A 19,422-nucleotide genomic window follows, 5' to 3' on the forward strand; every position below is an offset into this window, starting at 1 on the left:
AACCACGGGATAGCAACGAATGCGCACGACGCAACGAGCGTGGGTAGCCAAGCCAGGCCAACGGCGCAGCGTTGAGGGCGCTGTCCTGTAGAGGTCCGCCGGTTCGAATCCGGTCCCACGCATCTTCTGAACGAGTAGACACGAGTGAAGAGATGCATCACGAGCGGATTCGTGCCCTGGAAGACGAGCGCAGCGAGTCTTCCTCCGGTTCGAATCCGGTCCCACGCATTTCTGCTGCGAACAACATCGTGAGCAGCAGAAATCTTTCCGAACGGATTCGTATCCTATCAGTCGCGCACAGCGAAGCGAGCACGTCTGAGTACGGTTCGAATCCGGTCCCACGCATCTTCTGAACGAGTGGACACGAGTGAAGAGATGCATCACGAGCGGATTCGTGCCCTGCAAGTCGCAGCGGCCGAGCATCGCGAGGCCGACCGTCTTGCTCCGGTTCGAATCCGGTCCCACGCATTTTTGCCACGAGCACATTCGCGAGTGGCAACATCGTACCGAGGATTCGAAGCACGGAACGAGGGAGCGAAGCGACCGAAGTTCAGGCGGTTCGAATCCGGTCCCACGCATTTTTGCCACGAGCACATTCGCGAGTGGCAACATCGTACCGAGGATTCGAACCCTGCAAGTCGCAGCGGCCGAGCATCGCGAGGCCGACCGTCTTGCTCCGGTTCGAATCCGTTCTCCCGTCTGTTGTCGAAATCTGACCGGCGTTCAGTGTCTTCCCACTGTCGTCGTAGTATTGAGTTGCCTGTCGAGTCATCAGCATTGATACTCGTCCACGACTGCTCGTAAGATGATCCACAAGCAGCGCCGTATCCTCCTCCGATAGCGTCGGTCGACCCATCGCGAACCCAGTGCTATCGCCCGGTTCTGGTCGGTAAGTCCACCGAGATGACTCGCTCACCGTCGCCGGTCCAGAATCTCCACTCCTGTTATAGAAATCGATAATTGGCCGATATCTTTATTACCTGCTGGCGGCAATTCGTATCTACGGCGCCATCCCGGTGCCAATACCACCACCACCCACCACCCCTTCCTTACTTTTCACACCCGTGAGCGACAGCAGTGTGTTCGCTCACCGACGACCACGACCGCTTTTCGGAATCCGAACTGGACGAGACGGTCGGTCACTTCGGACCGTCGCTGTGGCTCGTTTCCATGCGTGTAGCAACGGCTCCTCACTGTCGTTCGGCGCACGATGGAAGGGGAGGGATTCGAACCACCCGAAGACGCTTCCTCGCGAACGAGACTGCGTCTTCTATAATTCGAATCCCTTCGTCTAATCCATCGGCTCCTCACTGTCGTTCGGCGCACGATGGAAGGGGCGGGATTCGAACCGGAGGAAGACTCGCTGCGCTCGTCTTCCAGGGCACGAATCCCTTGTCTGTGTACGCACCGCTCACGTCCGTTCGCGGTGACGTATGGAAGGGGCGGGATTCGAACCACCCGAAGACGCTTCCTCGCGAACGAGATTGCGTCTTCTATAATTCGAATCCCTTCGTCTAATCCATCGGCTCCTCACTGTCGTTCGGCGCACGATGGAAGGGGCGGGATTCGAACCACGCGAAGCCCTGTGCGGGTAACCGTCCACCGGTGCTGGAGCCGGTCGACGGCGCTCTACCACTGAGCCACCCTTCCGCAGTAGGCGTTGGGACGTGAGCGGCTTTAATCCTCGGTCAGCGCCGTGCAATCGCGTCGGCGAACCGCTGTGCGTCACTTCGAACGTCGTCGGCGTCGACGTTCGGGAACGCTCCGTTGTCGTAGACGACCTCGCCGTCGACCATCGTGAACCGAACGTCGTCGCCGTGGGCAGCGAAGACGAGGTGTGAGAGGGGGTCGTGGATGGGTGTCGATCGGGGGGTGTCGGTCGCGATCCCGATCACGTCGGCGGGCCGGCCCGTTTCGAGGACGCCCACGTCGAAGCCGGCTGCGCGTGCGCCGTGCTCGGTCGCCATCCGAAAGACGGTCGTTGCGGGCAGCGCCGTGGCGTCGAGATGGTCGACCTTCTGGAGGAGCGCGGCCTGTCGCATCTCGGTGAAGGCGTCGAGTGTGTTGTTACACGGCGGGCCGTCGTTACCCAGCGCGACGGTGATCCCGCGGTCGAGGTAGTCGCCGACGGGTGCGACGCCGCTGGCGAGTTTCATGTTCGAACTCGGACAGTGGACGACCGTCGTGTCGGTCTCTGCGAGGAGTCGGCGCTCGCGTTCGTCGGTCCAGACGCAGTGAGCGAGCGTCACGTCCGGGCCGGTCAGGCCGACCTCGTGGAGCCACTCGATGTTGCCCATTCCCGTCCGTTCTTCGACAGTTGCGATCTCGTCGCGGTTCTCGCTGGCGTGGGTGTGGATTCGAACGCCGTCGTGGGCGTCGGCCAGTTCACGCACACCCCTGAGACACTCTTCCGTACAGGAGACCGCAAAGCGCGGCGTGACGGCGTAGCGAATCCGGTCGTCGAAGCTCCCGTGGTACTGTTCGATCAGATGTTCTGATTCGGCCAGCCCGCTCTCGGCGTCTTCCTGCAGGTCCGAGTCATCACGGTCCATCAGCACCTTCCCCAGTGTTCCCCGGATACCGATCTGCCCAGCGGCTTCGAAGGCCTGCTCGGCGTGGTTCACCGAGAGGTGATCGACGACCGTCGTGACGCCACTCGCGAGACATTCCATGTAGCCGAGCATCGCCGCCGTCCACATCTCGTCGGCATCCATCGCAGCCTCCATCGGGAGGACGTGTTCGAACAGCCACGGCAGGAGTGCTTCGTCGTCCGCGATCCCGCGGCCGAGGCTCTGGACGGAGTGGACGTGTGCGCCGACTAGCCCCGGCGCGACGATATCGAAGCGTCGCTCGGCGTGTTCGGGATAGCGCTCGGCGGCGGTCTCGGCGTCCCCCACGAAGACGATTTCGTCGCTGCTCGTGACGACGGCACCTGCTTCGTGGACGGTCTGGCAGTCTGGGACGATGGTCCCGGTAAGTCGCATCACTACAGGGCAACCGCGCCAGCGTCTAAGCGATTGGGGTCAGAAAAGTCAGTCCGGTCAGTACGAGCGCTCTTTTGGTTCGTACTCCTTCCACTGGCTTTCGAGTTCGACGGGCTTGTAGTACAGTTCCGGCGAGCCGTCGTTCCACGCGAGCATCGTGTGCTTGATCCATTCCTCGTCGCGGCGTTCCTGGAACTCCTTGCGCCAGTGGGCACCGCGGAACTCCTCGCGGGCGAGTGCGCCCAGCGTGATCGCTTCGGCCACGTCGAGGATGTTGCGGGTCTCTATGGTGTGGATCAGGTCCGTGTTGTAGGTGCGGGAGGGGTCGGCGACGGCCACGTCTTCGTAGCGTTCACGGGCGTGGCGCAGGTCGCGCAGCGCGTCCTTGAGCGCGCTTTCCTCACGGAACACGTTCACGTTCTCGGTCATCGTCTCCTGAACGTTCGAGCGGACCTCAGCGTGGTTGATGCCGTCCTCCTCCAGCAGCGTCTCGATGCGCGCGCGCTCCTGTGAGATCGCGTGTTCGAGTGTCTCTTTCGGTTCGACCATCGCGCCGTCAGCGGCGACGTCACCGTCACTGCTCCCGGCCTCGATGGCTCCGGGTTCGACGGGCGGTTTCACGTCACCGTCCTCGCTCTTGGCGGAGAGGCCGGTCTGGATCTCGGCGGTCTTCATGTCCTTGCCGGCGGCGTGGTGGCCGGCGCGGGCACCGAACACGAGCAGTTCCGGCAGTGCGTTCCCGCCCAGCCTGTTCGCACCGTGCAGCGAGACACAGGCCGTCTCGCCGGCAGCGTAGAGACCCTCGATACAGGTCTCGCCGTTCTCGTCGGTCTCGACGCCGCCCATCGCGTAGTGCTGGCCGGGTTTGACCGGCATCGGTTCGTCCAGCCCGTCGACGCCCTCGAAGTCCTCCGCGAGGTGCAGGATGTTCTCCAGTCGGTCGAGGATGCGCTCTTCGCCCAGATGGCGCATGTCCAGATCGACGTACTCGTCCTCGATACCGCGGCCAGCGTTGACCTCGTCGAGTTCGGCCCGCGAGACGACGTCACGGGAGGCGAGTTCGCCGTCGTTGTTGGCGTAGCCGTGCTCGAACATGAAGCGCTCTTCCTCGTCGTTGTAGAGGATGCCACCTTCACCGCGGACACCCTCGGAGATGAGGACACCGGTCGAGGGCAGCGTCGTCGGGTGGAACTGGATCATCTCCATGTCCTCCATCGGGACGCCCGCACGGTAGGCCATCGCACAGCCGTCGCCGGTGTTGGCGACCGCGTTGGTCGTGTGATCGAACGCCTGACCCAGTCCGCCCGTCGCGAGGATGACGCCGTTTTTCGCCCAGAAGCCTTCGACGTTGCCAGTCGCGATTTCGTAGGCGACAGCGCCGTGACACTGGCGTTCCTCGGGGTCGTCGTGATCTGTCACTGCGAGGTTCGTGACGTACCACTCGTCGTACACCTCGATGCCCCGTTTGACGACCTGCTCGTACATGGTGTGAAGCAGGTGGTGGCCCGTCTCGGCACCGGCGTAGGTCGTCCGTGGAAACGACATCCCACCGAACGGTCGCTGTGAGACCTTCCCGTCGTCCTCGCGGGAGAAGGGCATCCCCCAGTGTTCGATCTGGACGACCTCTTCGGGGGCGTCCTGCGCGAAGGTGTCGATGGCGGGGGCGTCCCCGAGGTAGTCCGACCCCTTCATCGTGTCGTAGGCGTGCAGGTCCCAGTCGTCGCCGTCGCGCAGTGCTGCGTTGATCCCGCCTTCGGCCGCGCCCGTGTGGCTCCGAACCGGGTGGAGCTTCGTCACGAGCGCCACGTCGGCGCCCTCTTCGTGTGCTGCGATCGCCGCTCGGAGGCCGGCACCGCCGGCACCGACCACGATCACGTCGTGTTCGTACATGATTTGATGTCGCTTAGGACTACCAGAACTTGAGGTTGTTCTTGACCGCTTCCCGCTTGAGTTCCTGGATGTGCTCGGTCAGCGGGATGTCTTTCGGACACACCTCGGTACAGGAGAACTGGGTCTGACACCGCCAGACGCCGTGTTCCTGTTCGATGATCTTGAGGCGTTCCTGCTTGCGCTGCTCGCCCTCACGCTCGTCCATCGCGAAGCGGTAGGCCTTGTTGATCGCGGCCGGCCCGAGATATTCGTTGTCCCCTGCGGCGATGTTACACGAGGACATGCACGCGCCACACCAGATACAGCGCGTCGACATCTTGATCTTCTCGCGGTTTTCCCGATCCTGACGTTGTTCTTCGAGTTCGTCGTCGGGCAGCTCGTCGGCGTCGAAGTATGGCTCGACGGCTTCCATCTGGTCGTAGAAGTGCTCCATGTCGACGACGAGGTCCTTGACGACTTCCTGATGGGGAAGCGGCTCGATGCGGATCGTACCCGCATCCAGATCTGCGATCTGGGTCTTGCAGGCCAGTCGCTGGCGACCGTTGATAAAGAGCGCGTCCGAGCCACACACGGCCTGTCGGCACGAGTGGCGGAAGGTAAGCGAGGAGTCGTAGTGGTCGCGCGAGTAGATCAGCGCGTCCAGCACGGTCATCCCCTTGTGGAAGGGGACGGTGAAGTCGTCGAAACGCGGCTCTTCCTTGCCCTCGACTTCGGGATCGTAGCGGAAGACTTTCAGCGTGATCGTCTCTTCGGAGGAGTCGATCTCTTCGTCGACGCGCTGGTCCTCTCGGGCCTGGGTCCGCTCTCGCTTCTCGGCCCGACGGCGTTCGCCGGGTGATTCGACGGCCACATCGGTGGTCTCGTCGGTTGGTTCCTCTGTCTCTGTTTCCTGTTCGATCGTACTCATAGTTAGACGAGGTTGGTCATGGCGACGGCGACGCGGGTCCCCTGAGCGATCAGGAGGACGCCGGCGACGACGAGCACCCACTTGACTGCCTGCTTGCGGGTGCCGGTCAGGCCTTGGTTGATCAGTGCGTTGTACACGCCGTTGACGCCGTGGAACGTCGCGGTGACGAGGAACAGCCACATCGTCGTGAAGTAGCCGACGGAACTCATCCGGGTCGTCGTGCCCGCGAGTGTCACTTCAGCCGCGTGGTTGACGAAGTGCAACAGCATGAAGTGGAAGGCGAGTACGCCGATCAGGAACACGGCCGTGACACGCTGGAGCAGCCAGCGCGAGCCTTTCCGTTCGAAAGAGGAGTAGTGTTCGGCCATTAGACGAGCTTCCCCCCGAGGAACGTCGGGATGCTGGCGATGACGATCGCGCCCGTCAGCACCATCGACGCGTAGAAACTCTTGTCCTGTGCTTCCAGTCCGACACCGAGGTCGACGAACAGCAGGCGGAGACCGTTGAGGATGTGGAATACGGCAACGGCCAGCAGGCCCACCTCGAGGAACCGAACGACGAGCAGGGCTTCGAGTCCCTGCAGTGTGCCGTTGTACAGTTCCGCTCCCTGGATCGACGTGCTCAACACGGCGATATGGGTAAAGAGGTAGCCGACGAGTACCCAGCCGGTGAACTTGTGGAAGATCCAGGCCCACATCCCGGCCGAGAAGTCCCGCCACCGTCCGAAGTCCTCGACGGTGCCGCGGTTGTAAGACTGACTCATACACCCGGGACTTAGCGCGGGGACAAATAGAAGTTACTACAACGCCCGCGCGCTGTCACCAGTCGCGCGCCGCGTTTTTCGTGCTGGGAAATATCGACTGCAGAAAAAGACAGCGAGCCGTCAGATACGGTCGTCAGTTCCGCCGTTGCGTTTGATGGCCCGTCGGGTCCGTTCGTCGAGTTTGACGAGGTGACAGAGCGGATTGCCGGGGTAGACGAGTGGGTTTTCCAGCACGCCCACGAGCAATCCGGGGAACGGCGCTTCGACGACAGTGCTCTCGGTTTTGAAGGGGTTCGCGATGGTACAGATCGCCTCGTCCTCGTCGACGAAGTCGCCCCGATCGTAGTGCATATCGACGAGACCGCCGGCATCGGCTCTGATCCACGTCTTGTCGTCGCTGTCGGCGATGATCGTTCGCCAGCCGGGCCAGTACACGGAGTGGGTGGGCATCAGCCCGAACTCCGCAAGCACCGACCGAACGCCGACGAGTGCGCGGTCGATCAGCGGGCGCTGGAATCGGTGGGCCTCGCCCATCTCGATCGTGATCGTCGGCACGCCCGCGTCGGTCGCCTCCCGCCGCAGGGTTCCGTCGGGACCGTCCGAGGAGATGACGACGTTGGTCGCGAACGCCTTGGCGAGACGCTCCACCTGTCGATTACCCGTGTCCGCACGGACGTGAATCATGTTCGTGCGACCTCGCGTCGACGTGTGGAAGTCTAGTCCGAGATCACACGGCGCGACGAAGTTGCGGAAGATCTGGTGAGCCATCCGCTTTGCGCCCGTCGAGTCGTCTTTGCCCGGAAACGAACGGTTCAGGTCCCGGTCGTAGACGGGGAGATACCGCTGCTGGGCGATGAAGCCGGGGACGTTCAACACCGGCAGACACACCAGCGTGCCGTGCAAGTCAGCGTGGTCCCACTCGTGGGCGACCTCGCGGACGACTTCGACGCCGTTGAGTTCGTCGCCGTGGGCCGCCGCCGAGAGGAACACCGTCGGCCCGGGTTTCTCGCCGACGATGATCGTCACAGGTATCCGCACCGGATCGCCCATGTACGTCTCACTGACCGTGTATCGGATGTTTGCCGTCTCGCCGGGGTCTACCCGCCCGCCGTCGTAGGTGAACGGGCTCGCCTCGTCCATAGCCGCCCAACGATGTCGAGCGGTAAAACCCCTCTCACACCACGGCGTCGATGGCTTCGGCCAGCAGCGTCGTTCCGAGCTCGATCTCACGCGCCGTCGAATCGAGCGGCGGTAACACTCGAAGCGTCCTGTTACCACAGCCGACGGTCAGCAGTCCGCGTTCGAGGGCGGCCTCGACGACCGCTTCACGATGTTCCTTGCTATCGAACTCGACGGCGAGCATCAGTCCTTTCCCGCGGACGTCCGTGACGGCATCGAGGCCCGCGGTCGCGTCGCGCATGCGTTCTTTGAACGCCTGCCCTCGCGTGACGGCGTTGTCCCTGAGGTCGTACTCGGCGATGGCGTCGATGGTGAGCACGCCCTGTGCACAGGCCAGTACGTCGCCCGCGCCCCACGTCGAGGAGAGGCGACTCCGTTCCTCCGGGAACACGTGCGATCGCGAGATCGTCGCGCCCACGCGCAGGGCCTTCGCGCTGGCGATCACGTCCGGGTCGAAGGGGTAGTGGTCGGATGCCCACCACTCGCCCGTCCGTCCCAGCCCCGACTGGACCTCGTCGACGACGATCGGGATGTCGTGGCTCTCGGTGAGAGCCGTGATCTCGTCGACGAACGCGTCGCTGGGGAAGCGATAGCCGCCTTCTCCCTGAATGGGTTCGAGGATGAGATACGAGACCTCCGTGGCGTCGACGTGGCCGGTCTCGGTATCGAGCATCCGTCGGAGGACGGAGGTGTCGCCGGCGAAGAAGCCACAGTCACACGTCTCGGGCGTGCAGTGGCGGTCGTCACAGAAGGGGGCGTCGTGGATCGAGGGAATCTCCGGAAAGTGGCGGCGGTACACCGCTTTCGAACGGTTGAGTGAGAGCGCACCCAGCGTCCGGCCGTGAAACGCTCCCTGAAAGGTGATCCCGTACTTGCCGCGGCGGTGGTCGTAGCTGATCTTGATCGCGTTTTCGACGGCTTCCGCGCCGCTGTTCGAGAGGAAGACCGTGTCCATCTCGTAGTGGCTGGAGACGTCGGTGAGTCGATCCATCAACTCCGCCGCACCCGGCAGGTCGCTCCCGTCTCCGGCCGTCGCGTAGAAGTCCTGTCCAGCGATCTTCGTTGGATCGACGAGGTCGAACTCGGCCAGTGGATCGAGGATCTTGGGGTTGTTGTACCCGAGTGGCATCGCACCGACGTGACCAGTCCAGTCCATGAAGACGTTGCCGTCGGCGTCTGTACAGAACGGCCCGATCGCTGGCGCGTCGTGATCCCAGACGAACTCGTAGAGGTAGGTACTCGGTGCCGCGTGTTCGTGGTGGTAGTCGACCCGCTCGCTCGCGCGCGGTCCCGGAACGTCGGTGACAGACGGCTCGACGCTATCACGGTCCATGCTAGCACGTGATTCGAGGCCGACTGTAATAAAAGAACGCGCAACTGGTGACGGTCAGATCATCGTCAGGACCGTCACGACCGCCGCCCCAGCCAGCAGTGCGGTACTCCAGAGTGCGACCCGAACTGCGAACCCGCTATCGGGACTCGCAACGGTCAGAGCGGCCTTGACGACGATGCTCGATGCGGTCGCCAGCAAGATCGCGACCGTCGCGGCGTTGGCGCCGACGGCGCCGCCACGGTAGAGCAAGACCGCCGAGGTGGTCGCTGCGCCGCTGGAGGCCAGTCCCGAGAGGAGCGCCGTCACGTACAGTCCACCGGTCCCGAACTGGGCTTTGCCGAGTGCACTGCCCGCCAGCACGATGAGGAAGATGGTCCCGAAGGCGAGCGCGTTCCGCAACGAGAACGGACTCTCCAGTTCCATCTCGACCGATTCACGCCAGTCCGCGGTGTGGGCCGCGACGGCGACACTCCCCAGTACGACCGCGCCGAGCGGGACGACTGCTTGCAAGAGAATGCCGCGTTCCAGCGTGAACGCGATCGCGATGACGAGGTTGCGAAGCGCCATCGCGGCGTCGGCCAGCAAGATCGCAGCGATGGCGTAACTGGCCGCCTCCGGGCGCTGTCGAACGTGATCGAGCATCGTCCCGACGACGGCCGTCGAGGATGCGAGACCGCCGAAAAATCCCGTGACTGCGATGCCCCGTCCTCCGTAGTTCTGGACGATCGCGTAGTTCACGATGCCGATACCGGCCACCGTCACGACCAGCAGCCACGCGACCCGAAGTTCGAGTTCGAACGAGAGGTCGACGACCGGAACGACGACCGGGTCGGCCGGTAGGAGTGGGTAGACGACGAACGCGAGGATCGCGAACTCGGTCGCCGAGCGCAGTTCCTCACGTTCCAGTCCCCACGCGAAACTGTGGAGTTCGCGCTTGAGGACGAGCAACAGCGACGAGAGGACCGCGACCGTGACGCCTTCGAGGATGAACTCCTGCATCACGAGTGCCCCGACGCCGTAGGCGACCAGCATCGAGACCGAGGTCGTCAGTGACAGTCCCTCTTCCTCGTCCCGAAATCCTGCGACCGCGAGTAAGATTCCCTGTACGACCACCAGCAGGCCACCGATGATCAGCAGGCTCTCGGACTCCACGAGCGTGAACACGGCCCCCAGCAGGCTGACGAGCGCGAAGGTCCTGATCCCGGCAGCCTTGTGTGACCACTCTCGCTCTAGCCCGAGAAACATCCCGAGCGCACCGGCGAGAACGATCCTGAGTACTTCGCCCCCGAGCGGCGACAGGGCTAACTGGTCGAGTGCGGTCACCCCTCCGACTACTCGCGCGGAGTATAAATGTCCACGGCAGGCAGATCTAGCCCACGTCGCTGGACCGTCTCGACGACCGGGGACTGACTGGATCGACCCCGAACGTTTTAATCGGGTGTGTCGAAGGAGGCGCTATGGTCCAGTTCGAATTCGACATCGACTGGCCCCGGACGATCTGGCTCGTGTTCGGTCTGGTGCTCGGGGCCGCCCTCCTCTACGTCGTCTACCGTTTCGTGGGGACGTTCGTGTTCGGTCTGTTCATTTACTACGCGACCCGACGCCTGTATCGGCACGTCCGCCGCTGGGTGAATCAGCCGTCGATGGCCGCCGGTATCTCGCTCGTCGGTCTCGCGCTCCCGGCGCTCGCACTCCTCTCGTACACGCTCGTCATCGGCTTCAGGCAGCTAGACCGCTTCGTCGAGAGTTTGAACGGCGTCGGCTCCGACTCACCGCTCAATCAGTTGCTGGAAGCGGCGCAGCCGTATCTTGATCTGCCAGCGACGCTCAACGATCCGGGGTCGGCTCTGACGAACATCGGCGGCATGGACACGGTGACGACGACGCTTGGATCGCTGCTGGGCTATCTCGGTGTCGTCGGGACCGGACTCCTGCACCTGTTCGTGATGTTCGCACTGGCGTTTTACCTCCTCCGGGACGGATCGCGCTTCGTCGACTGGGCCGGTCATCTGACCGCAGAGCGCAGCGTCTTCGAGGAGTTCGTCGCACAGGTCGACGCGAGCTTCGACAAGGTGTTCTACGGCAACATCCTGAACGCGATCATCACTGCCATCATCGGTGCGATCGTCTTCTCGGTACTGAATCAGTTCGCGCCCGCAGCGGTGTTCGTCCCGTACCCGGCGCTGACCGGTCTCCTCGCCGGTGGTGCCAGTCTGATCCCCATCGTCGGGATGAAACTCGTCTACGTGCCGATGACGGGGTATCTCGCGATTCTCGCCGGGACGAACGGCGAGGGGTGGTGGTTCGTCGTCGTCTTCGCGGCGATCAGTTTCGTCGTCGTCGACGTCATTCCCGACTTGCTAGTCAGGCCCTACGTCTCCGGGGGCAAACTCCACACCGGCGCGCTCATGTTCGCGTACATCCTTGGCCCGCTCGTCTTCGGCTGGTACGGCATCTTTCTGGGACCCGTCATTCTGGTCTTGCTCTCGCATTTCGCCAGAATCATCCTCCCGGAACTGCTCCGAAACGAGCGCATCCAGCCAGACTCGCTCGAACCGTCGTCACTCTCGGGGGAACACCCACAGCCGGCACCGGAAACTGACAGCGATACCGAGGACGGCGCACAGAGTAGCGTCTAGCCCAACGGTCGCGATTCCGTCGCCCCCGCTTTCGGCTTTCGACGACAACTGATAGTACGAGACCGATCCGTGGATCCCGTCGTCACCGCTGATTCGACCCGACACACCAGCGACGGGCCGGCCCGGCGAGAATCAGACTTCGACGTAGTTGTCTTCCCAGTCGCGTCGCGCTTCGATCTCTCGTCGCCCCCGCCGAGTCAGACTGTAGAAGTTCGTCCGTCGGTCGCGCTGCCCCTTCTCGACGAGACCCTTGTCGACAAGCGTATCGAGGTTCGGGTACAGTCGCCCGTGGTGAATCTCCTTCTCGTAGTAGTTCTCGAGTTCTTCCTTGATCGCCAGCCCATGGGGTTCCTCCTTCCCAGCGATGACGTAGAGGAGGTCACGCTGAAAACCTGTCAGGTCGTACATCGGTAAAGTCCATCCATCAGTTATTGTCGGAATCTAATAAGTATATCGGATCCGACTCGATATTTCATCGAGTCTTCCTTATCCTCGGAACAGTCGACCGACTACACTTCTGCGCTCGTACTACTCTTCCTGATAGAATGGTTGTGAGACTGATTGTATTTGATCCGAGCAAAGTGTTGTGCCAAGAGTATAATCTACATCCGTGATGTTTGGTCGGTGCTGACATGCAAGTGATTTCCTGCACACAGCACACGCGCCCCCACAAGCAGTGACGAGCGAACGGCTGATCTATCGATCGTCGAGTAAAGTAAGTGGAAAGCGAACCGGGTGAAAAGACCCGGTTCGCTTGCCGCCCTGAATTGGTCCCCGCTGACGCTTCGGCCCTCCAAAGCGAAGCGTCACTTGACGATGGGTGACTCAGCATTATAAAAGTATCGCCAGCCGCCGATTCTGGTTTCCGAATTGATCACTGTCTCGGTACTACAGATGTTCCTCTTCGAGCGCCCAGCCGAGTGCGCGGCGATAGTGGGTCAGCATCATCCGGACACGGTCGTGGGTCATTTCCTCGCTGTCGAGTTCTTCACAGAGGAACTCGTACTGCTCTCTGATCTCCGCTTCCGAGCGCATGGGCCTACTTCGGACCGGTGACGGAAGGAACTTGAGGCCACCGGACCCAGAGGCGGTATGAAGATTCGTGGCGACCGCGAGTGCAAGGACTGTGGTACGCGCTGGTCCTACTACGAGACTGCGAGCGTCGCCTGCCCGGACTGTGGGAGCCTGCGTAGCGTCGGCGTCGACGACCGAACGCGCCACACCAACACTCCCGCGACACTCGATCTCACACCGGTCCGGTCGCGGATCGACGAGGCGTCACTCCGGCAGATCGCCGAGGACGCCGCCGAACGGTCGGCCGAGTACGTTCGCAAGCGTGGTTTCGTCGACGCGGGCGAGTTGCTCGTCCTCGACGAGACGTTCGTCGCCGCGACGGTACTCCGACACGTCGGTGGAACCCTCGCGCGCGGCCTCAGGACCAGCGACGGAGACGAACTCTACTTCCTCGAACTGTTGCGGGGGACCGACGACGGCGACCGACCGCCGGCCGACGAGGTCCCAGATAGCCTCCGGGAACCGTACGGGCTCGCGATGGCGGATGCAGTCGAGACCTACCAGCGCGACGTTCGCGAGTACCTCACCGACCGGCCCGACCAACAGGCAAGCAGCCTCTCCGGGCGCATCCGCGACCACCGAAAACGAATGGAAGCACTCGACGGCGATGTCGCGCCCAAAGACGCAGAGCGCCTCCTCCGGGCGACACGGGACCTCGGAAAGTATCTGCAACGGGACGACGAGAGTGCGCTCGTCACCGCGGACAACTGGCTCAACGGCATCGAGAACTGATCAGTTCTCGTCGAGTAAGGCGGCCAGCACTGACCGATCGATCGTCGCCGCCGGGAGGTCATCGTGCCACTCGACGGCGCTGATCGAGTTCCGGCCGGGATCGGCCGTCTCGGACGAGTCCACCGGTGTCGCTTCGTAGATCACGAACGAGAGCGTCGCCTCGCGTTCGCCGTCGGTCAGCGTCACTTCGTTGACGGCCAGCACGTCGCCACTCTCGACTGTCAGCCCGGTCGCCGCGTCGACGGCCGTCGCCGCTGTGTCGGGCAGTGATTGACGCTCTTCGTCTGTCACTTCGCCGCCGGGCAGCGACCAGCGTCCGTCCTCACAGACCAGCAGCAGGCGGCCGTCGTCGTCCGTGACGAAGGCCTCGACGCCGGTCTCGAACCCGCCGTCGACTCTGGACTCGGCGTGGGTAAAGGCGTCTGGATCGAGCCGTTGGGTGGTCTCGAACCGCCGGGCGTCCTCGGGCAGGTCGAAGTCGTCGTCTCCGTCGGCCATCTCAGGGCAGGTCCACGTCGATGTCGTGCTGTTGGGCCGTCGCTTTGACCGTGTTGTACAGCAACATCGCTCGTGTCATCGGCCCGACGCCGCCGGGAACCGGCGTGATGGCGCTGGCCTTCGCTTTGGCGCTGTCGAAGTCCACGTCGCCGACGAGTTCGTACCCTTTCTCGGTGTCGGCGTCGACGCGATTGACGCCCACGTCGATGACGGTCACGCCCTCGCTGAGCATGTCGCCGTCGATCAGTTCGGGGACGCCGGCCGCGGCGATGACGATATCTGCGTCGCGGGTCTTGGCGGCCATGTCGTCGGTCCGGGAGTGACAGACCGTCACCGTCGCGTTGCCGCCCTTCGCCTTCTGGATCAGCAGATTCGCCATCGGCTTGCCGACGATGTCGGATCGGCCGACCACGACGACGTCCTTGCCTTCGGTATCGACACCGGCGGATTCGAGGAGCTTCTGGACCCCGTGGGGCGTGCAGGGCTTGAAACGGGCGTTGCCGGCGACGAGGCGGCCGACGTTTTCGGGGTGGAAGCCGTCGACGTCCTTCGCAGGGTCGATGTCTCGCAGGACTTTCCGGTCGTCGACCTGCTCGGGAACCGGCATCTGGACGAGGATGCCGTTGACGGCGTCGTCGGCGTTGAGTTCGCCGATGGTCTCGTACAGCTCTTCGGCGTCGGCGTCGGGGCTGATCTCGATGTCCAGCGCTTCGATGCCGACTTCCTCACAGTCGTTTTGCTTCATCGAGACGTACGTCTCGCTGGCGGGGTCGTCGCTCATCAACACCGTCGCCAGCGCGGGCGTGACATCCTCGTCTTCGAGCGTCGCGATCGCATCACCGAGGCCGTCCCGGATCGATTGGGCGACCTCGTTGCCGTCGATAATCTCGGTCATCACCTGATGGGGGTGGCCCCCGAACCAAAAGCCCTCCTATGACAGTGTCGACACAGTTGGGACACAGACCGACTGCCCGCCTACCGACACTCTCGACCGGACAGATCAGTCCGTGTTGACCCTTGCTGGACTGCTCGCGTGGCACCACTGTCGAGCGTGACGAGCATCGCCTGCCCGCCGTAGCCGTGGGTCTGGTCGTGGCCCCGGACGACGACGCAGGTCGTGCTCTCGGGCACCTCGACCGTCTCCGAGCGGGTAAAGGGTGCCGTCGAGTGGGCGTGCAGGAGTTCGCGCCGACCCAACTGCTCGCCGTCCAGCGTCTCGATCTGCCACCAGTTCGCGTAGCCGTCCTCGCCGTCGTCGTCGTGCAGGAGGGTCACGTCGAAGCGGTATCGGCCGTCGTCGACCGATTCGGCCGTCACTCCGACCACGTTCGCCTCCCGCAAGTCGAGTTCCGGCGTCGCGGTCGGCGTGTCGGTCGCCGCTGCTGTCCCGTCGGCCGAATCCGTACTCACGGGCTGTTCCTCGCGCGGGTCCCCCGTTGTCGACTCTCCAGCGGGGCGACTGGATCGGCCGGCCTGTCCGGGCTGGCGACAGCCTGCGAGCCACGCTGCAGTCGCTACACAGCCGACGAGCAGGTCCCGGCGCGGTCGCTCGGTGGGCATGCCGGTCGAACGCACGCGGGCGGCAAAAAGATCGGTTGTGTCGTGGTTGCGAGTTGGTCACGCTACGGACGAGACCCTTCGCTGCGCTCAGTCTCTCGCTGCTCGCGTGTCGCTCACTCAGTTCGCACCCGCTCGCTTCGAGGGCCGACACTCGCTTCGCTCGTGTCGCCCCTCGCTACTCGTAGACGAGCCCTTCGCTGTCCTCGCCGTAGAGGTCGAACTCGTCGGTGAGTTCGTCGACCCGGTCGCTGACCTCGGCGATCACGTCCTCGTCGCCGGGGGCGTCGACGACCTCGAAGATCAGATCGGCGACTTCCTCACAGGCTGCTTCGTCGAAGCCGCGGGTGGTGAGGGCGGGCGTCCCGGCGCGGATGCCCGAGGGATTGAACGCGGATCGGGTTTCACCGGGGACGGTGTTGGCGTTGAGGATGATGCCGGCCTCTTCGAGGGCTTCCTCGACTTCCTTGCCGGTCGTGTCGGGATGGGAGGGACGGAGGTCGATCAGGACGAGATGGTTGTCGGTGCCATCGCTCACGAGGTCGAGACCGTGTTCCTGCAGGCGGTCGCCAAGTGCTTTCGCGTTGTCGACTGTTTGCTGGGCGTACGCCTCGAACTCGGGTTCGAGCGCTTCGCCGAAGCCGACCGCTTTGCCGGCGACGTTGTGCATCAGCGGGCCGCCCTGCATGCCGGGGAAGACGGCCGAATCGATGTCGTCGGCGTACTCCTCGTCGCACATGATGATCCCACCGCGGCCGGCCCGGATCGTCTTGTGCGTCGAGCCAGTGACGAAGTCGGCGACGCCGACCGGCGAGGGGTGGACGCCGGCGGCGACGAGGCCCGTGATGTGAGCGATGTCGGCGAGGTGGTAGGCGTCGGCGGCGTCGGCCGCGTCCTGAATTGCCTCCCACTCGACGGTACGGGGGTACGCGGAGTAGCCCGAGACGATGATGTCGGGGTCGTACTCCTCGGCCTGTGCTTTGAGGTCGTCGTAGTCGATCCGGCCCGTCTCCGCGTCGACCTCGTACTGTTCGACCTCGTACACCTGCCCGGCGAAGTTCGCCGGGTGGCCGTGGCTGAGGTGGCCGCCGTGTGTCAGGTCGAGCGAGAGGATCTTGTCACCGGGTTCCAGCACCGCGAGGTAGACGCCCATGTTGGCCTGTGAGCCCGAATGGGGCTGGACGTTGACGTGGTCGGCACCGTACAGCTCCGTCGCGCGCTCGATGGCGAGTTCTTCGACCTCGTCGGCGTACTCACAGCCGCCGTAGTAGCGCTCGCCGGGGTACCCCTCGGCGTACTTGTTGGTCAGTTCCGAACCCTGCGCTTCGAGGACGGCCTCGCTGACGTGGTTCTCGGAGGCGATCATGGCGAGCGTGTCGTTCTGTCGTTCGACTTCGCCCGACAGGGCCGCTGCCACGTCGGGGTCTGCCGACTCCAGATAGTCGAAGTGCATACTCGAACCGTACGGTCGGGGTGTCAATAATCTACCTTTCCCGAGACCGACTGTCACTGCTTGTCATTCCTCACAGAACGAACGTGTCAGTCTGGTACACGACCAGCAACCATTATGTATGCAAAGGACACATACTCTGTCGTATGTCTACTTGGGGGGTGACATACGCAGGGATGCAGTCGTCGACCTCGGATGGGGAGTTCGAGGGGACGGTGGCGACTGGATTGCCAGCGTTGTGTGCCCAACTGGATCGGCCAACGGAAACGACACGCGATGCGATCCCGAGAGACGTCGACGAGTGTTTTCGCGGCGAGGCCGAGCGACTCGCGATTCCGTGTACCGACGTGACGGTCACGGCACTCGACCTCGATGCACAGTATCGCGTCACGACACCGACGGAACTACCGGACGGTGAATATCTCCTTCGTTGCCGCGGATCGTCGAAGTCGACAACCCACTCGCCGACGAGCTATCTCAGGTTCCCGGGGCCGGTTTCGGTCAAGCCCGACGGGGAACACTACGTCGTCTCGTTCTGGGAACCGACGACCGTCACCGTCGGCGGGTCGTCGGGCGACCGTGCCGGTGTCGGAACCATCACGATCGAACCGACGCCAGAAGGACTCGCGACGGGACTGACCCATCTCTCGGCCGCCCACCACACGACGGCCCCGGTCCGCTCGCATCCGAGCTTCCGCGAGCACCCGCCGCTGCTGGAGATTGGATCGGAGACGAGCGTGCCGTCGGCCGTCGCGGCCGGGACTCCCGACACCGGCATCGAGTTCCTCCTGCCCGACGAACTGGACAAACTGTTCGTGGCCGCACCGCTTGCCTACTATCTCGGCGCGACGGTCCGTGTCACCGACCGCGAGACGCCGATGCTCCGCGTCGACGACCGATCGATCGAACACGAGTTCGACGCGCTGCCCGGCTTTCAGCATCAGTGTGCGCAGTTGCTCCGCCGGTCGTTCTTCCTCGACTGTCAGGCCCGCCGTGTCGCGCCGGACAGGACCTGCAGCGACGCGCTCGATCAGCTTCCGGTCGACATCGACGCACTGTGTCAACTCGGCCCGGCGGGGCGACTCGAACAGTGTCTCGCTATCTCCGCTCGCGACCTCGATTCACTGTTGCCCGACTGGCATCTCTCGACGTACGCGAAGCCGACACCGGACCGTATCTCGTGTCTCCCCTATCTGCTCGATCGGCTCAGCCTGATCTATCTCCCGCGCGCGACAGAACTGAACCGGAACGAACTGCTCGATCAGACGCTGACCGACGCCTATCCCGCCCGCGGGGAAACCTCGTCGTCGGGCGTCCTAAAGCCGGAACTGCAGGCGGGCCAGCTACACGCGTGGCTCGCGCCGGGGACGCCCATCGACGCGTTCAAGCCGGTGCCACAGGCCTACCGGAATCGAGCGAAGTACGGAACCCGGGAGAACGACTGCCTGCAGGTCTCGGTCGTCCTCAACGACGACCGGATGTGTGACGAACACGAGACCGTCTCGGATATCTACGAGGAACGTGCGGCGGACCTGCCTATCGACGTGACCATCCAGTCCGGGCTGAGTCGCTCGGCACTCGCCGCCACCTTCGAGGCGAACAACGACTTCGTCCACTACATCGGTCACTGTGACGACGGCGGTCTCAGGTGTCCCGACGGGAACCTCGACATCGCAGACATCGAGGCGTCGAACACGCAGACGTTCTTCCTCAACGCCTGTGGCTCCTACGAGCAGGGACTGTCCCTCGTCGAGCAAGGCTCTATCGCCGGCGGCGTCACGTTCAAGAAAGTACTGGACAAGCAAGCGGCAAAGGTCGGAACGGCGTTCGCACGACTGCTCGTCCACGGCTTCAGCATCGAGCGCGCCCTCCAGCTCGCACGGCGTCGCATCATGATGGGCAAAGACTACGCCGTCGTCGGCGACGGCACGTACGCGCTCTTGCCCAGCCCGAAACAGCCGGCAGTGGTCCGAATCAGGGACGGCGAAACGGGGTATCGAATCCGCTGTGAGATGCTGACCGCTCAGTCCAACGGTGATCGGTACGACCTCCCGTTCGACGGGCGTGAGATCCTCAACGGGGACTCCCTCGAAACGACCGTCTCCGGGGCCGAACTGAAACGCGTGCTCGATTCCATGTCGCTGCCGGTGATCTACGACGGCGACTTCCACTGGTCCGAGGAACTGGTCGACGCCCTGTAACGTCCTTTCCACTGTTCAACGAAATCGTCGGCACGACGACGCTCGCACGAGCGACTGCTGTCGTCGCAAGACCGCATCTCGAAGCAGCACCTCCCGAATCGTTCCGACCAGCGAAGGCGGCAGTTGGGGCTTCACAGGAGCCGGCAATATTTAGTTCATGATACCATGGCAGTATTATCTCTGTTTACGAATTCAATAGAATGGGGCCAGTAAAA

At 63.4% G+C, this 19,422-nt stretch carries 17 protein-coding genes and 2 tRNA genes; 4 read left to right on the forward strand and 15 right to left on the reverse strand.

All coding sequences use genetic code 11. The annotated features are described in order from the left end of the window. The first annotated feature begins 37 nt into the window (after positions 1-37). Positions 38-122: transfer RNA gene (locus AC5FRW_RS12130), tRNA-Leu, on the forward strand. Positions 123-1,551: 1,429 nt separating this feature from the next. On the opposite strand, the gene AC5FRW_RS12135 is transcribed toward AC5FRW_RS12130, so the two are convergent. The 9 genes from AC5FRW_RS12135 to AC5FRW_RS12175 all read right to left on the reverse strand — a co-directional run bounded on the left by AC5FRW_RS12135 (position 1,552) and on the right by AC5FRW_RS12175 (position 10,379). Next, positions 1,552-1,650, reverse strand: a tRNA-Trp gene (locus tag AC5FRW_RS12135). A 38-nt stretch (positions 1,651-1,688) separates the two neighbouring features. Next, positions 1,689-2,984 carry a 5'-deoxyadenosine deaminase gene (locus tag AC5FRW_RS12140; protein WP_493568723.1) on the reverse strand — a complete coding sequence of 432 codons (1,296 nt, stop codon included), beginning with the start codon at positions 2,982-2,984 and terminating at the stop codon, positions 1,689-1,691. A 57-nt stretch (positions 2,985-3,041) separates the two neighbouring features. Next, positions 3,042-4,874, reverse strand: coding sequence for an FAD-binding protein (locus AC5FRW_RS12145; RefSeq protein ID WP_493568724.1), 1,833 nt, complete (start codon positions 4,872-4,874; stop codon positions 3,042-3,044). A gap of 19 nt (positions 4,875-4,893) precedes the next feature. Further along, positions 4,894-5,781 (reverse strand): succinate dehydrogenase/fumarate reductase iron-sulfur subunit, encoded by an 888-nt coding sequence (locus AC5FRW_RS12150; RefSeq protein ID WP_493568725.1) that lies wholly within the window; start codon positions 5,779-5,781, stop codon positions 4,894-4,896. Positions 5,782-5,783: 2 nt separating this feature from the next. After that, positions 5,784-6,149: a succinate dehydrogenase hydrophobic membrane anchor subunit gene (locus AC5FRW_RS12155; RefSeq protein ID WP_493568726.1), complete on the reverse strand. Its 366-nt coding sequence runs from the start codon at positions 6,147-6,149 to the stop codon at positions 5,784-5,786. Next, positions 6,149-6,544, reverse strand: a complete 396-nt coding sequence (sdhC, locus tag AC5FRW_RS12160; protein ID WP_493568727.1) for a succinate dehydrogenase, cytochrome b556 subunit — start codon at positions 6,542-6,544, stop codon at positions 6,149-6,151. Before sdhC ends, AC5FRW_RS12155 begins: the two co-directional genes overlap by 1 nt. A gap of 120 nt (positions 6,545-6,664) precedes the next feature. Continuing rightward, the gene (locus tag AC5FRW_RS12165) at positions 6,665-7,684 is read right to left on the reverse strand and encodes a succinylglutamate desuccinylase/aspartoacylase family protein (RefSeq protein WP_493568728.1); all 1,020 of its coding nucleotides are present in this window, start codon (positions 7,682-7,684) and stop codon (positions 6,665-6,667) included. A 34-nt stretch (positions 7,685-7,718) separates the two neighbouring features. Beyond that, a complete protein-coding gene (locus AC5FRW_RS12170; protein ID WP_493568729.1) occupies positions 7,719-9,056 on the reverse strand; it encodes an aminotransferase class III-fold pyridoxal phosphate-dependent enzyme in 1,338 nt (445 codons plus the stop codon). 54 nt (positions 9,057-9,110) lie between these two features. Further along, entirely contained in the window at positions 9,111-10,379 is a 1,269-nt protein-coding gene (locus AC5FRW_RS12175) for an MgtC/SapB family protein (protein WP_493568730.1), read from the reverse strand. A gap of 134 nt (positions 10,380-10,513) precedes the next feature. On the opposite strand from AC5FRW_RS12175, the gene AC5FRW_RS12180 reads away from it, so the two are divergent. Next, the gene (locus tag AC5FRW_RS12180) at positions 10,514-11,695 is read left to right on the forward strand and encodes an AI-2E family transporter (protein ID WP_493568731.1); all 1,182 of its coding nucleotides are present in this window, start codon (positions 10,514-10,516) and stop codon (positions 11,693-11,695) included. Positions 11,696-11,827: 132 nt separating this feature from the next. On the opposite strand, the gene AC5FRW_RS12185 is transcribed toward AC5FRW_RS12180, so the two are convergent. Beyond that, the gene (locus AC5FRW_RS12185) at positions 11,828-12,103 is read right to left on the reverse strand and encodes a PadR family transcriptional regulator (protein WP_493568732.1); all 276 of its coding nucleotides are present in this window, start codon (positions 12,101-12,103) and stop codon (positions 11,828-11,830) included. A gap of 480 nt (positions 12,104-12,583) precedes the next feature. Then, positions 12,584-12,730 (reverse strand): DUF8555 family protein, encoded by a 147-nt coding sequence (locus tag AC5FRW_RS12190; protein WP_493568733.1) that lies wholly within the window; start codon positions 12,728-12,730, stop codon positions 12,584-12,586. 57 nt (positions 12,731-12,787) lie between these two features. Here AC5FRW_RS12190 and AC5FRW_RS12195 point away from each other — a divergent pair, with 57 nt between their 5' ends. Then, positions 12,788-13,501, forward strand: a complete 714-nt coding sequence (locus tag AC5FRW_RS12195; RefSeq protein ID WP_493568734.1) for a DUF7117 family protein — start codon at positions 12,788-12,790, stop codon at positions 13,499-13,501. On the opposite strand, the gene AC5FRW_RS12200 is transcribed toward AC5FRW_RS12195, so the two are convergent. The 4 genes from AC5FRW_RS12200 to glyA all read right to left on the reverse strand — a co-directional run bounded on the left by AC5FRW_RS12200 (position 13,502) and on the right by glyA (position 17,009). Next, complete coding sequence (locus AC5FRW_RS12200; RefSeq protein WP_493568735.1) at positions 13,502-13,999, reverse strand: NUDIX hydrolase; 498 nt, start codon at positions 13,997-13,999, stop codon at positions 13,502-13,504. 1 nt (position 14,000) lies between these two features. After that, complete coding sequence (locus AC5FRW_RS12205) at positions 14,001-14,894, reverse strand: bifunctional methylenetetrahydrofolate dehydrogenase/methenyltetrahydrofolate cyclohydrolase (protein ID WP_493568736.1); 894 nt, start codon at positions 14,892-14,894, stop codon at positions 14,001-14,003. An 80-nt stretch (positions 14,895-14,974) separates the two neighbouring features. Beyond that, positions 14,975-15,559 (reverse strand): hypothetical protein, encoded by a 585-nt coding sequence (locus AC5FRW_RS12210; RefSeq protein WP_493568737.1) that lies wholly within the window; start codon positions 15,557-15,559, stop codon positions 14,975-14,977. Between the two features lie 175 nt (positions 15,560-15,734). Then, positions 15,735-17,009 (reverse strand): serine hydroxymethyltransferase, encoded by a 1,275-nt coding sequence (gene glyA / locus AC5FRW_RS12215; RefSeq protein WP_493568738.1) that lies wholly within the window; start codon positions 17,007-17,009, stop codon positions 15,735-15,737. 143 nt (positions 17,010-17,152) lie between these two features. On the opposite strand from glyA, the gene AC5FRW_RS12220 reads away from it, so the two are divergent. After that, positions 17,153-19,207, forward strand: a complete 2,055-nt coding sequence (locus tag AC5FRW_RS12220) for a hypothetical protein (protein WP_493568739.1) — start codon at positions 17,153-17,155, stop codon at positions 19,205-19,207. The last annotated feature ends 215 nt before the right edge of the window (positions 19,208-19,422 follow it).

This window comes from Halomicrobium sp. HArcht3-1 (genome assembly GCF_058933345.1).